Source organism: Vibrio sp. Evd11 (assembly GCF_900382755.1).
Taxonomy (GTDB): Bacteria; Pseudomonadota; Gammaproteobacteria; order Enterobacterales; family Vibrionaceae; genus Vibrio; species Vibrio lentus.
Map to the genome: position 1 here is coordinate 1 of NZ_OSDX01000095.1, position 13614 is coordinate 13614.

Sequence of the window (13614 nt, forward strand, 5' to 3'; positions counted from 1 at the left end):
GTAGCTGATCAGATCGTAGGTTTTAGGTTTAGTTCCAATGAATTACGCAACAAAGCCACATGGGGCCTTAAATTTAGCTAGTTAAATTCGTAGGTATACGATGCACCGACACTGTTATTTTCACCGAAATCGTCCTCAGCAAAAATAGTGAAGAAGTTGAATGATTGAGCATCACTCAATTTGTAGCTTGCGCCGACGCCAGCCCAATAGCCGGAGTAATCGTCAGAACCCATTGAACCACCACCGAAGCCCATGATAGACCACTCATCAGTGATAGTTTTCAAGCCAAAGGCACCAATATAACCACCATGTGTTGAACTCGGCATCAACACATAATCAGAACCTACATTATCATCATCGAATACCGCCACTTCACCATCGTTATAGCTGTAGCCAGCCATCGGGAAGATTTGCCATCCGAACGGCTCAATATCAAAATAACTCAACGGAACAAATGTCCCGATACTGTAATTATTCTTATAAGCATCGTTGTCGTATTCAGAGCGACTAAAGTTGAAGTTGACGATACCCAACGGTAATAACCATGAACCACCCACTCGCCACTCTTCGCCATCAGCGTTGACACGAGCATTGATCATTCGAGCTTCATCAAGCCCGATAGAGCCTGAGAACTTAAGCTCTTCGTTATAAGCAACGCCGGCTTTGGTCACGATTTTAGTCGGGTCATCTGGGTGCTTCTCTTCAGCAAAAGCACCCGTTGAACCTAGTGTTACCGCAGCCACAATGAATAGATTATGTTTTGTCATTAGAAAGTCGCGCTAACGCCAATGAAGTGGATACGGCCGTCGAACGAACCATCTACCATAAATCTGTCCATATCAACCGACCCTAAGTCCGCGTATTCGTAGAACACGTCGATTAAAATATCATCCCAGTAAGTAGACGCGCCTACCGAGTAGCGATATTGCTCGCCTACTGGAAGGTCAACATACTGCATTGTTGGGTCGTCTTGCGGAGAGGTTTCGTAAGAGAAGCCGGCTTTTAGACGCCAGTCTGAGTTAAGTTGATAATCAGCACCAACCGCAAACTTCCACACATCATCCCAGTCGCGCTCTAAAGTCTGACTAATCGGCAGATTGCCGTTTTGGTTTGTACCTAGATCTAAAACCGTACTATCCCATTGGCTCCAACGGTGAAACTGGATGCTTGCCAATAAATCTAATTGAGAATTCAATGCGTAGCTTGCACTGACATCAACGAGTTCAGGTACATCAATACCAGTATTCAATGAACGTTTACCGCCAGTAAAGACATTCACATCATTGTTGAATTCGTGCTCTAGTTTCGAGCGGTAACTCGCACCCAGTTTTAACTTCTCTGTTGGTGTATACATTACACCAAGGTTATAACCATAAGCCCAGTCAGTGTCTTGCTTGGCTATAAAAAGAGAAGATGACTGTTGTAATGCTGCCCAACTCAATTGAATACCTGCGCCAACAGACCATTGGTCATTCAGCTTATAACTGAGTGATGGGTTCACTTGCATTGCAGTTAGAGTAATATCTTCTAGAAGTACAGCACCTGCCCAATCGCTGCCGTAATCAAGGCTTGAGCCGCCGACAGCGCCAAGTGCGATACCAAGGTGCAGTTTGTCTGTTACTTGATGCGCATGAAACGCACCAAATGAAGGAAGCACTGAGTGCCCTTTACCATCACCGCTAGAATCTTGGTTATCTTGATATTGCATCTCAAGATCAAATGCCATGGTATTGATGGTCGTTTTGCTTTCGCCCATATGAGACATGGTGGCAGGGTTCGTCCACATTGCAGCAGCAGAGCGAGTATAAACACCGTCCCCGGCGCCGGTAGTACCAGCATTGGCGACGACAGCTTCTTGTAAAAACAGACCACTTGCGAAAGCATTTAAACTTGTAAAAATTGCGGTGGCAGCTAGCGAGTAAGTAAAAGTTTTGTTCATCAGATTGCTCATTTAGCCTTAGACATTAAATTGCTCTAAGGTTACCGCAAAGCCCCATAAGCAAATGGAATATCCGTTATTCCTGTACAAACGCTATTTGAACTTTCTCGCGACGTATGGACGTGGTTTGTCGCGGTTGATTTCACGTTGAGCAGCAATTGCTCTATTCTTGCCTAACCCTACCTTTATCTGATACCAGGTCTCGTAAAACACGGCCATGCCTGGGCTTGACCACCAAGTCTTGTTGTAGAGTTTCTTATTTGCAGCGACAACATCTGGCGACCGATTCGCACACTCAAGTGCTAACGCATAAGCTTCAGCGTAAGGGTCTTCGGCAATCTTGGTTACCAGCCCATAATCTTTTGCTGTTTCACTGTCGATCACCTTGGCCGTCATTGCCATTTCTAACGTATGATCCTTACGCATCAACTCACGAAATGCGATGGCGCCTCCCATGTCTGGAATCAACCCCCACTTCGCTTCTAAGATAGAGAAATTTGCGTCTGGGCTAGCAATTCTAAAATCACCACCGCTGACGAGTTGAAGCCCTCCTCCCCAACAACGTCCGTGAATCGCAAAAATAACCGGACACGGAATATCTCGCCAACCAAGAGAGAAATGTTGAGCAGCGTTTGGCAGTGTAGGTAACCATTTAAACAAAAGCTTCATCGCGCCAGATTTACTGGTCAACAAAGACTTAATATCGAGCCCTGAACAAAAATCAGCCCCATTACCTTTCACTATCACCGCGCGAATTTCAGTGTTCTTTTTTAGGTTCTTAATCATGTCATTGACGCCCTGAAACATCGCCATATCAATGGCGTTCAGTTTGTCAGGGCGATTTAATGCCACGGTCGCGATTTGGTTTTCATCAATGGAGCAAGTAATGCGAGAGAGATCGGTCATGTGGGCTACTCAATTAAGTGGTCAGACCTTTAGGTTATACATTTTATTAACATATGCCAAACTTGCACATTAAGAAGCGAGAGCTGTGTTGTTCATTTTATCGTCTACACAGTCTCAACACTCCACTCTTTTCCAACAGCCGAAAGCAAAAAAGCAGTGATAGATCGTTCTATCACTGCTTTAATATTCTGCTTAACATTTCATTAAATAGGTAACACTGTCTCTACGACCTTCGAGACTTTAACAGCAAGAATATGAAGTAACTGCCACCAATAATTGAAACTAAGGTGCCCGCCGCAAGCTGCGCTGGGAACACCACCACTTGCCCTAGCCAATCGGCGAATAGCATCAATGCTGCACCAATCAAAAACGACAAGATGATCTGCTCTCGAACCAAACGAGCACCCACCATTGCAGCGATATGCGGAGCTAACAAGCCGACAAACGCGACAGGCCCCATGGTGGTTGTTACGACCGAACATAAGATAGCAACAATACACAACAGTGCCACATAGGCGATATTGATATTCAGCCCTCTGGCACTCGCGAACTGTCGGCCAGTCGCAATTAAGGTCACCCAACGGCTCAGTAACAGAGCAACGCCAATACAAGCCGTTATCACGACAGCCATTATAGTGGCTGACTCGGGCTCCACACGGTAAGTAGAGCCTGCTAACCAAGCCAATAATGTGTATTTCCCCTCACCTACTCGCGTTAAAGAGAATTGCACCAAAGCTTCCAAAACTGCGGTTAATGAAATACCTGTGAGAATCAAGATCGAAGGTGCAAACTGATGCTTCTTGCCAAGGAATAGCAATAAACACAGTGCAATCGCACTGCCTAAGAAAGCAATCCAAGGGCTCAATGAGTGAATCGAATATCCCATAAACAAGCTGCTGAAAATCAAAGCTAGAACCGCACCTGCCGACACACCAAGAATGTCAGGGCTTGCGAGCGGGTTATAGACCAATCTTTGTAAAATCACACCAGCCACCGCCAAACCGCCACCAGAAAATATCGCCGTTAACATTCTCGGCCAACGAATAGACCATTCAAATGCGTCTGGGATAACAAAATAGCCCATACCAGAAGAAGGCTGAGATAATGCACTCAACGCAAGCAATCCAACAATCATTGTGCCCAACAAGAAGTAAGCCAAAGATGAAATAGACTTCGGACCTTTAGGCATTGAGAAAAACAACTGATCTTGAGCAGACATTTGCTTTCTCGCAATAATGATCAACGCAGGAGCACCAATCACCGCGGTTGCCGTCCCCGTTGGAATCATGTCCAAAGACCATTGTGCCAAGAAGATCGCCAAGCTGTCGGTGACACAGAGTAATAGCGCACCTAATACACAGCTTGCGACGAGTTCAGATTTGGCCTTTAGAAACCCTAGATGCCTAGCGATGTTCGGAGCAATCAAGCCGATAAAACTGATCACTCCTACCGAGGTAATAGATACTGAAGCCAACCAGACTCCCACTGCCATCAACACAAAGAAGGTCGCACCGATATTAAGGCCACGCGCCGCTGCCCCTTCAGTACCGATCGAAAGCAAAGTCAGAACTCTTGGCGCCAATAAGAAGATGGCGAAGATCGGCAGTAGCTTAGGCATTAACCAAAGCACTTGTTCCCAGCCATTTTGTCCTAGGTCACCCGCTCCCCACACGAACAGATTTTGTGCGTACTGATCGTTGAGCAGAATAATCGCCGTCGCAAATGCCCCTAGCAACAAGTTGACCGCCATACCCGCCAATACAATTGGCAAGCCGCTCATGTTTTTGATTCCAACAATCGAAACAATCAGCCCCATCGCAAGCAGCGCACCGACCAAAGCAAACCAAACTGAATACTGAGCGACCAACATCGGCGCGACCACATTCAGAATAACCAGACCAAGCCATGCACCTGATGATGTACCGAGTGTCAGTGGAGACATCATGCGATTCTGCGTCAATTGTTGAAACAAGCTACCGATGGTGCCAAGTGTTCCGCCAACCAAAATCGCCATCACCAAGCGAGGTAAGTTGACATAGGCTAACGCCATCAACTCGAATGAATCATCGACCATTGAGTTGAATGTAGCGATATCACTGATCTGTGAGACTTGTTGAAGCAACTCACCAATAGGACCAAATTCAGACTGCCCTAACCATAAATGAACAAGGGCAGCACAAAACAGCACAACCCCCATCATAAAACTACTGGATTTCATTACTACTCCGCTAGCGTCAGCAGCGATTGCGCCATGGCTTCAGCGTTATACAAAATCGACATGGCACCGCCGTAACTCCAACTTGCCGCTACTGGGCTAAATTGACCATTACGAACGAAAGGCATGCTCTTCCAAACCGGAGAACGGTCTAACTTGTCTTGATATGGGAAAGGTTCAAAGTAAAGCGCAATGCCACCCTTGACGTTCTTAAGTTCAGTCATTCGTTTTTGACTGATGCCCCACTGACTCGCAGGAAGATCCATCGCATTTTCAAAGCCCAGCTGTTCAAGCGCATATTGTGGAATCGAGTTGTCACTGTATATGTAAACCGAAGTCGTGCTCGCAAAACGGAAAGAGGTGACTTTCGGCTTGTCGCCCGGATACGCTTTATCTAGTTCAGCTTTTAGAACCGCAATACGTTCATCCATCGCAGCCAGTTTATTGTTCGCTTGCTCTTCTTTGCCAAGTAATTGACCTATCTTTTTGAAGTTCTCGATAGCAGCCGCAGCATTGCTGTGTTGTTCACTGTACGTTTGGTAGTAAAGCACGGGCGCGATTTCAGAAAGTCGTTCCTGAAGATCTTTCTGAGGAGAAGCAATAAGAATCACATCAGGGTTTAGCTTTTTCAAAGCAGAAAAATTGGGCTCAGTTCGAGTGCCAATATCCGCCACGCCTTCAGGAATCGCAGGCTGAACAACCCAATCGGTATAACCTGCAATATCGGGCACTGCGACTGGCGTAACGCCGAGTTCAATCACTTGTTCAGCAATATCCCAGTTCAACGCAGCCACTCTAACGGGCTGAGCTTCAAGGGTTTTAACTCCCTCGCTGTCTTCAACTTGGTAAGCGGCCATCGCATTAAACGATAAAGCGCTCGCTAATACGGATACCGCCAACTTTGTATGCAAGCTCTTTATTTTAGAAACATGGGAAGCTATTGGTTTTAAGCTCATATCTTTGCCTACTCAATCTAAATTCTATATTTCTTCAAACGACAAAAGCAGCCTTAACTAGGCTGCTTTAAATTGGATACACTAACTTAGTTAGAACTCATAGTTCACGCTTAGCTCTACAGACTGCTCAGCACCGAACCAACAGTTCGATTGGTCGTAACAGGTGTAGTACTCTTCATTAAACAGGTTGTTAACCATCAAGTTAGCCGTTGCACCAGATAGTGTGTCGCTTGCCTCACCTAAGTCGTAACCCAGGGATAAATCGACAACCGTGTAAGACGGCACTTTGCCTTGAGTGTTTGTCGCATCCATTTCCATCTCACCCATGTAACGAGCGCCAGCACTCCAACGCGTACCTGCTAAAGCACCACCGTACACATAGTAATTACTCCACAAATTCGCAGCGTGTGTCGGTACGTAGATTGGTGTCGTTCCTTCAAGGTCAGGGTTTGCATCTTCCGTTACTTCCATATCGACGTATGTATAGCTCGCGTTCACATCCCAATCTTCCGTTACAAACCATCGGCCTTCGACTTCCACACCTTGAGAGCGTACTTCACCTAATTGAATCTTAGAGCGATATGTCGGATCTGATGGATCTGCTGCAATTGAGTCTTTCTTAGTTATATGGAAGTAAGAAGCCGTAACCTGTTGCGACATATCTGGAGACAGGTATTTGATACCCAACTCGACCTGTTCACCTAGCTGAGGTTTTAAAGAGTTACCATTAATATCAGTACCTGCCGCCGGCTCAAAGCTCGTCGCGTAGCTTACAAACGGAGAAATACCATTATCTAACTCATACAAAGCACCTACACGGTAAGAGAACTGATTATGATCGGCTTCTTCTTTTCCATCATAAGTTGGATAAGAGCTATTTTTATCATCGCTTGCCTTGAACATGTCGTAACGACCACCAGCCAGCAGAACCAGTGCGTCGTAGCGAACTTGGTCTTGGAAATATAATCCTAGCTGCTCGGTCGTAATGTCGTGAGATTCACGGTAGTTCTCTTGAAGCTGGCTTTTATCCAAAAGGTCATTGTTCGGATTGTAAGCATCAAACCCATAGAAACCCGCATTCGCAGTGAATTCTTTGTACAGAGAATCACCTGTTAGCTTTAGGTAGTCGACACCGAATAGTAAATTGTGCTCTAAGCCACTAATTTCGACGCGGCCTGAAACTTGGTTATCGATAACAAAGCTCTGTGAATCTTCATCTGTACTGTAAGCATTTCGGATTAAACTGCCTGTCGCAGGATTGAAATTAGTCGCGGTGTGGTAAGTATTCTCTTGATACAGAGACGCATCGGTATAACGAGCGTTCTGAAGGAAAGTCCAATTATCGTTGATTTGATGATTGATCTTATAACCTAACATCAAGACTTCACGTTCAAAGGTACTCCAGTTCTTGTCGCCCATCGACACAGATGGATCACTTGCCTTCAGCACTTCAAGCGGCATTGCAGAGTTAGTACCCATTGACGGATCATTCTGATAGTAAAGATTGAAGTTAATAAGTGTTCTATCAGATACCTGCCAATCTAGTGATGGAGCAATCACGTAACGCTCTTCTTCTGCGTTATCAACTTGGCTGTCTTGTTTACGAGCGAGAGCAACTAAACGATATGAAAAATCACTGTCGCCAAGCTGACCTGAAGTATCAATTGAGGCTTCCATTAGATTTCGTGAACCTGTAGATACACCAACTTTTGTAGACCCGTCTTCTTGTGGTGCCTTCGCGATCATGTTGACCATACCACCCGGTGGCATCGATCCATACAACACAGACGTAGGGCCTTTAAACACTTCTACTTGCTGAATCGCAATAGGGTCTATCTGAGGTTGCAGGTTCCAACCTGTTAGGAACGGAAGCACCAAACCATCGTAGTAACTTTGGTTGTTGCTAAAGCCACGAATAGAGAACGTATCGTACATTGTTACGGATGCGCCCTTCTGCTCGGTTACAACACCAGGCGCGTATCTAAGCGCTTGGTTGAGGGACTTCACACCTCGTTGCTCTAACTGTTCTTCATCAATAACGGTAATACCTTGAGGCGTCTCTTCTGGCTCAAGTGCCGATTTTGTGGCTGTATTACGATAGGCTTTACCCATAATAGTAACAGTCTCGATATTCGAGTCTGCCGCTGTAACGGTTTCTTCCGCCAACGCTTGCGCTGAAAATGCAGTGAGCAACGCTACTGCCAATGATGAATACTTAAAACGAGTGTGAGTGGTCATGATTCCCTCGGTACCAATGCTTAATATAAATAATAATAAATCTCATTTGCATTGTATGTATCTAGAGATGGGATAATTAACAATTTGGTGCAAATTAAAAAAGAACTTGGCCTAATTTTAATGAAAACCGGCCAATTGCTGATTAAAAACACAATTGACCTTATTCAGTGGCAGGTTTTACAGAAAGAGGTTTCGTGGGGATATGATTACGATTTAATAATAGGAACCCAGTACTCCATTTCAGCATCTGATGCATGGGCTTGATAGCCAAATGGGTACACTTCGAGTTCATAGCCATCGACACCACGATAACCAGAACTCGGCAGCCAGTTAAGCACAAACCAACTCAAGGTATGTCGCAAGTTTCCAATCGGCCCACAATGTTTAACCACCGCATAAGTTTGCTTAGGGATGGTCAACAGATTCAATTTATCAGAGATAATGCTTGGTAATTGCGGGATGGAAATTCCGTCGTGAAGCTCAACACCAGCCCAATAGTGGATGTTGGTCCCATCGAAACAAGACTGAGTAAGATCAACGACGCCAATAAACTGAAGCACATTATCGTTTGGAATCGTAACTTCCTGTTCCAAGCGAGACCAAAGTTGAGGGACTTTCTCTGCAAAATCTTGTGTTAGTGAAAACAAGCCGCTGATTTCTGATGTCATGCCTTTAACAAGAAACGACTCTTTTTCATCAATGCGAACCTCAACAAAACTCAGAGCGCCTTTCTCTTCTGCACTCACGGTTTCAGATACTTGTATCGGCTTTCTTAGCCCTACTCTTTTGCCCGCTTTTCTATATTGGCTTGGGCTCGCCCCAAACATCTGCTTAAAGGAACGACTAAAACTGATTTCTGAGTTGAATCCCAGCCCGAGTGCAACATCAATAACACGCTCTCTTCCATCAAGTAGCTCTTCGGCAGCCTGACTCAACTTTAGCTCTCTCACATAGTTAGCCACAGTAAGCCCGGTTTCAGCTTGAAACACTCTTTGCAGTTGCCAGCGAGACCAACAGCTTTGTTTCGCAATATCTTCTAGCGATAATGTCGAGCTTAAGTTCGCATGGATATAAGCCAGAACGCGGCTGATACGATCAAATGCTGGTGTGTTCATATTCAAGCTTTCATATTCTCTATAGTAAGTAGCAAAAGATTAGGTTCACCAATAGTTTTATCATTTAAAAAGGCTTTTATCACTTAAAAATGTACAGCCTGCCCACACTTTATAAATCTCAAAAACGTCAAAAGCACCGAGTAGATGCTCCATTTTGTATGGTTATCCTCGATTATGTCCGTTATGATAACGCAACTGATTCTCATTTATTGATTTAAGATGCTTCCCCAACTGCACAATATTATCACTCGTCGGAAAGCCCCGTCTCTACATCAGAAAATCTTCGCTTACTCAAAAGAAGTTACCCCGTATTTAAGCGGAAGCTTTGGCGCACTTCATAGCAAGAGCATTGCGATAACAAATGAGAATAGCCATAAAGAACTCAAACGAGTTTACGATGGGCTTGCGCAAAGCCACCCTGAAGCAGGCAAAGCGTATTGGTTAACGCGTACGTGGGATCTCGTGTGCTGGCAGCCTATCTATGTGACCTTCATTTCTATCTATGGGCTTCATTCACTGCCCGATATCAAGAACATCGGTCAGTTTAGATACAAAGAGTTCGTTACTGGCTATCGCTTTTTTAATGGTGATCATCAGCATGGTTCACCTGAAGAACTTATCCCACAGGCTGGTGAAGCCATTCTTACATTGACTGAGTTTTATCGCAGCCAAATAAGTGAATGGACACGTATTCGCCCAGGATTTACCAATCATTTATTGGCCGATCTATTGTTAGGCAGTTTGATAAAACTTCAGCAGCACGAACCAAGCCTGACTAATGATTATATCACTGAGCAAGCTAAGCTTTGGTTAGAAGCATGCCAATTGCCTGAAAGTCATTTAGACAGCCTTAAGGTCGATGCCCATTTAGGAATGCTAAAACTGATCAGAGTCAGTTGCTGCCTCGTTTATAAGTGCGATTCAAGAAAGTACTGTGACGACTGCCCTAGGCACCCTGACAATAAGAAAACGGCTAAATAACAACCACTATTTTAAAGACCAGTGCGACAGATTTGCTTTCATTAAGCATCGCTATTGGTCTCGATACAGGACCGACATGTTCCAGCTTTCAAACATCAACATCGTTCGAGACAACCGAACCATTCTCTCAGTTGACGATCTCACTATTCCGACCGATGAACTGACCGTAGTTCTTGGTCATAACGGTTCTGGCAAATCCACGCTCGTTAACTTGCTATCAGGACAAATGTCACCGGATCACGGCACCGTCGAGTTCGAGGGATCTTCTCTTTCTTCACTCAAAAGCAAAGACTTAGCAAAGAAAATTGCTTATTTACCGCAAAAACTTCCCGCTTCTGCAGGTTTAACCGTAGAAGAGTTAGTTCGTTTAGGGCGTTTCCCTTGGAGAGGCGCATTAGGCCGTTGGAACTCTGAGGATAAGTCGATCATTCAACAGGCAATGGAAAGAACTGGTGTCGCCGAGTTTTCACAGGCATTAGCGGATGATTTGTCAGGTGGTGAACGTCAACGCGCGTGGGTCTCTATGTTGCTGGCACAACAGTCACCAGTATTGATCCTCGACGAACCAACATCGGCACTGGATGTGCATCACCAGTTTCAACTTATGGGTTTACTATCTGAGCTCAACAAAAAGGAAAATGTTGGGGTGATTGTCATCTTGCACGATTTGAACCTAGCGCTGCGTTACGCGACACACATTGTCGCCCTGAAAAAAGGACAGATCGCATTTGAAGGCAGTGCCGATAAGTTGCTCGATGAAGAAGCTTTGTCTGCACTGTATGAATCCCCTATCCGACTGATCGATCATCCGGTTCCAGCCAATACTGCAGCGAGTGAGAAGGTTGCGGTGGTCTGCGAATAGCTCAGGCTTTCATTCCAAGTACCACACCCAACAAAAAAAGCCATTGAAATCAGAGAACTTCAATGGCCTTATTAGAATATCTACTCACTAATTAAGCTGAGACTCTCTCGCTTCTTGGCTACTAAAGCCTCGTAAAATATTAAACAGAGTAATCAGTGTGAACACCATGATCACGATCGACAGGTGCCACGCTTCCCCTAGCCCTAACTGAACCAGCCCCATACTTACCATAGAAGACACAACCATTTGACCTCCGCCAGACATCGCAGCAGCCGCGCCTGCGTTCTTTTTGTAAGGCAACATCACTAACGCCTGAGCACAAGGTAGCGCAATACCATTACCAAGGATCATCAAGAACTGGCCAATCATTAGGTACAAAGGTTCAAGTGGACAGAAGAAAAGCCACAAGGCTGCAGCAACGTGCAATACAGGTGTGCATAAGAGAGTTTTCTTGTTTCCCAACATAGGGCGAATACGGTTACACAGACTTGTACCACCAAGCATCCCTAATGCGGGAATCACCGCCCACATTGCGTATTCGTCTGACGTCATACCAATCTGGTTTTGCATGATAAACGGCATCACTGACACTGTGGTGATCATCAAGCTAAAGTTAAGCCAGCCAATACTCGCAAAGCTCATAAAATAGCGAGAGGTTAACAACTCTTTGTATTGCGATATCATTTTCTTTGGCGAAGGAATAGCAGAGATCTGAGTGACGGTTTCCTTAAACTTGAATGCCAGCACAACCCAAGCTAATGAGACATAGCCAAGTAGCGATATGAACACCATGCTCCAGCCAAAATGGAAGTTAATAAAGCCGCCGATTACGGGCGCAATCAAAGGTGTAATAGACGCGACCATCGCAATGTAGGACATCGCCAAAGGCAAGTCTGCTCCGCTGAATCTATCTCGTGTTGAAGCGCGAGCAAGTACAGCGCAGCAGCCAGTCCCTAAACCTTGAAGAAAACGTCCCATTACCATGCTAGTAAATGAATGGCTAAAGAAGATGATCATCAACAGCCCAAGCATGGCAATCAACAAACCGGTTAGCAGTACTTTTTTACGTCCTAGCGCGTCTGAAACTGGACCATAAATAAACTGAGATGGACCAAAACCTAACAAATAGACACTCACTAAGAGCTGAGCTTGCTCTAGCGAGACATCGAAGTCTTTCGCGATCCAAGGTAAAGAAGGAAACACCAACCCCATACTGAGTTGGCCGATACTGATGACCAAACACGCAAGTAGGATCGATTTAAAGTCAAATCGACGACTCATGATGTAAAGTATCCAATAGAACTGCTGTTTTGAGATCGGGTGGTTTGAGAATAGATAGCTTGAATATCTACCTGACAACGTAAAGACAGAGAAAATAACGAAAAGGTTGCAGGGTTAGTATTCATTGTGCTCCGAAAAATCGAATAGAGGATGGCAGGGTAAACATACGTGAGCTTGTATAATCATACAATACTCGCTCAACTAAATATGTGAATAGTCACTTTTCATTTATCTTAACTATCCACTTACCAGCCACAGGCTAAACTAAAACAACGTCATGACAATCAAGGGACTTCAATGAACACTCATCATCGTATTCTTTCCTGTGCTTTGGCACTCATCGTTTCAGGTCCAATGGCTTCAACTCCAGTATTTGCATGGCAGGCAGAGAAGATCACTGACGGCCTCGAGATTCCATGGGGTCTCGCTTATGTCGATGACGGTACTATGCTTCTCACAGAAAAAGCAGGCGTGATTAAACACGTTGATTTAAAGACTGGTGAACAAAGCACACTGTTCAGGCTTCCCAATGTTTGGGCGAAAGGCCAAGGTGGTCTGTTGGATATCGCGCGCTCCCCTTTTGAACTTGGGAAGTTCTATGTCACTTATAGTAAAGAGGTCGATGGTGAAGGCGTAACAACCCTCGCTTCTGCCAGTTACTCAAACGGTGAAGTGTCTAACTGGCAAGATGTGTTTGTGTCTAAATCAAGAACAGATACAGGCCGTCACTTCGGTAGCCGAATAACCTTTGATGATAGCCATCTGTATTTTTCAATCGGTGATCGTGGTGACAGAGACAACGGCCAAAACACGCTGACTCATGCAGGCTCGATATTGAGATTGAATGCAGATGGAAGCATACCTAGCGATAACCCATTCACCGATAACGACCAGGTTCTCAATGAGATTTGGAGCTTTGGTCATCGAAATCCACAAGGACTCTTTTACGACTTCCCCAGTAGAAAACTTTGGTCTATTGAACACGGGCCACGCGGTGGTGATGAAATCAACCTAATAAAAGCGGGCGCTAACTACGGCTGGCCAGTCACATCACACGGTAAAGTGATGTATGGAATCCACTCCCTCCTTTGCCAATCTACACTTAGCAAAGTGAGACCCTA

11 protein-coding genes are annotated in these 13614 nt (G+C 45.0%); 3 read left to right on the plus strand and 8 right to left on the minus strand.

Going from position 1 to position 13614, the window contains the following annotated elements; translation table 11 throughout:
* Window positions 1–77 precede the first annotated feature (77 nt).
* The 7 genes from ED652_RS22595 to ED652_RS22625 form a co-directional block, all read right to left on the minus strand.
* On the minus strand, window positions 78–767 hold the full coding sequence (locus ED652_RS22595) for a hypothetical protein (RefSeq protein WP_017109453.1): 690 nt from the start codon (window positions 765–767) through the stop codon (window positions 78–80).
* Window positions 767–1939, minus strand: a complete 1173-nt coding sequence (locus tag ED652_RS22600; RefSeq protein ID WP_122056244.1) for an OmpP1/FadL family transporter — start codon at window positions 1937–1939, stop codon at window positions 767–769. Before ED652_RS22600 ends, ED652_RS22595 begins: the two co-directional genes overlap by 1 nt.
* A 93-nt stretch (window positions 1940–2032) precedes the next feature.
* Window positions 2033–2845: a crotonase/enoyl-CoA hydratase family protein gene (locus tag ED652_RS22605; RefSeq protein WP_122056245.1), complete on the minus strand. Its 813-nt coding sequence runs from the start codon at window positions 2843–2845 to the stop codon at window positions 2033–2035.
* 223 nt (window positions 2846–3068) lie between these two features.
* A complete protein-coding gene (gene fhuB, locus ED652_RS22610; RefSeq protein WP_122056246.1) occupies window positions 3069–5063 on the minus strand; it encodes a Fe(3+)-hydroxamate ABC transporter permease FhuB in 1995 nt (664 codons plus the stop codon).
* Window positions 5064–5065: 2 nt separating this feature from the next.
* Entirely contained in the window at window positions 5066–6016 is a 951-nt protein-coding gene (locus ED652_RS22615; protein ID WP_122056247.1) for an iron-siderophore ABC transporter substrate-binding protein, read from the minus strand.
* A gap of 90 nt (window positions 6017–6106) precedes the next feature.
* Window positions 6107–8254 carry a TonB-dependent siderophore receptor gene (locus tag ED652_RS22620; protein WP_102311828.1) on the minus strand — a complete coding sequence of 716 codons (2148 nt, stop codon included), beginning with the start codon at window positions 8252–8254 and terminating at the stop codon, window positions 6107–6109.
* A gap of 206 nt (window positions 8255–8460) precedes the next feature.
* The gene (locus ED652_RS22625) at window positions 8461–9369 is read right to left on the minus strand and encodes an AraC family transcriptional regulator (protein WP_122056248.1); all 909 of its coding nucleotides are present in this window, start codon (window positions 9367–9369) and stop codon (window positions 8461–8463) included.
* Between the two features lie 219 nt (window positions 9370–9588).
* On the opposite strand from ED652_RS22625, the gene ED652_RS22630 reads away from it, so the two are divergent.
* Both ED652_RS22630 and ED652_RS22635 read left to right on the plus strand, forming a co-directional pair.
* Complete coding sequence (locus tag ED652_RS22630; protein WP_102361747.1) at window positions 9589–10350, plus strand: siderophore ferric iron reductase; 762 nt, start codon at window positions 9589–9591, stop codon at window positions 10348–10350.
* A 76-nt stretch (window positions 10351–10426) separates the two neighbouring features.
* Window positions 10427–11212, plus strand: coding sequence for an ABC transporter ATP-binding protein (locus ED652_RS22635; RefSeq protein ID WP_122056249.1), 786 nt, complete (start codon window positions 10427–10429; stop codon window positions 11210–11212).
* An 87-nt stretch (window positions 11213–11299) separates the two neighbouring features.
* Here the strand turns inward: ED652_RS22635 and ED652_RS22640 are convergent, their stop codons facing one another.
* Entirely contained in the window at window positions 11300–12493 is a 1194-nt protein-coding gene (locus ED652_RS22640; protein WP_102268356.1) for a multidrug effflux MFS transporter, read from the minus strand.
* Window positions 12494–12790: 297 nt separating this feature from the next.
* Here ED652_RS22640 and ED652_RS22645 point away from each other — a divergent pair.
* Window positions 12791–13614: PQQ-dependent sugar dehydrogenase (locus tag ED652_RS22645; protein ID WP_162929983.1), on the plus strand; the 824-nt coding region annotated here is incomplete at its 3' end.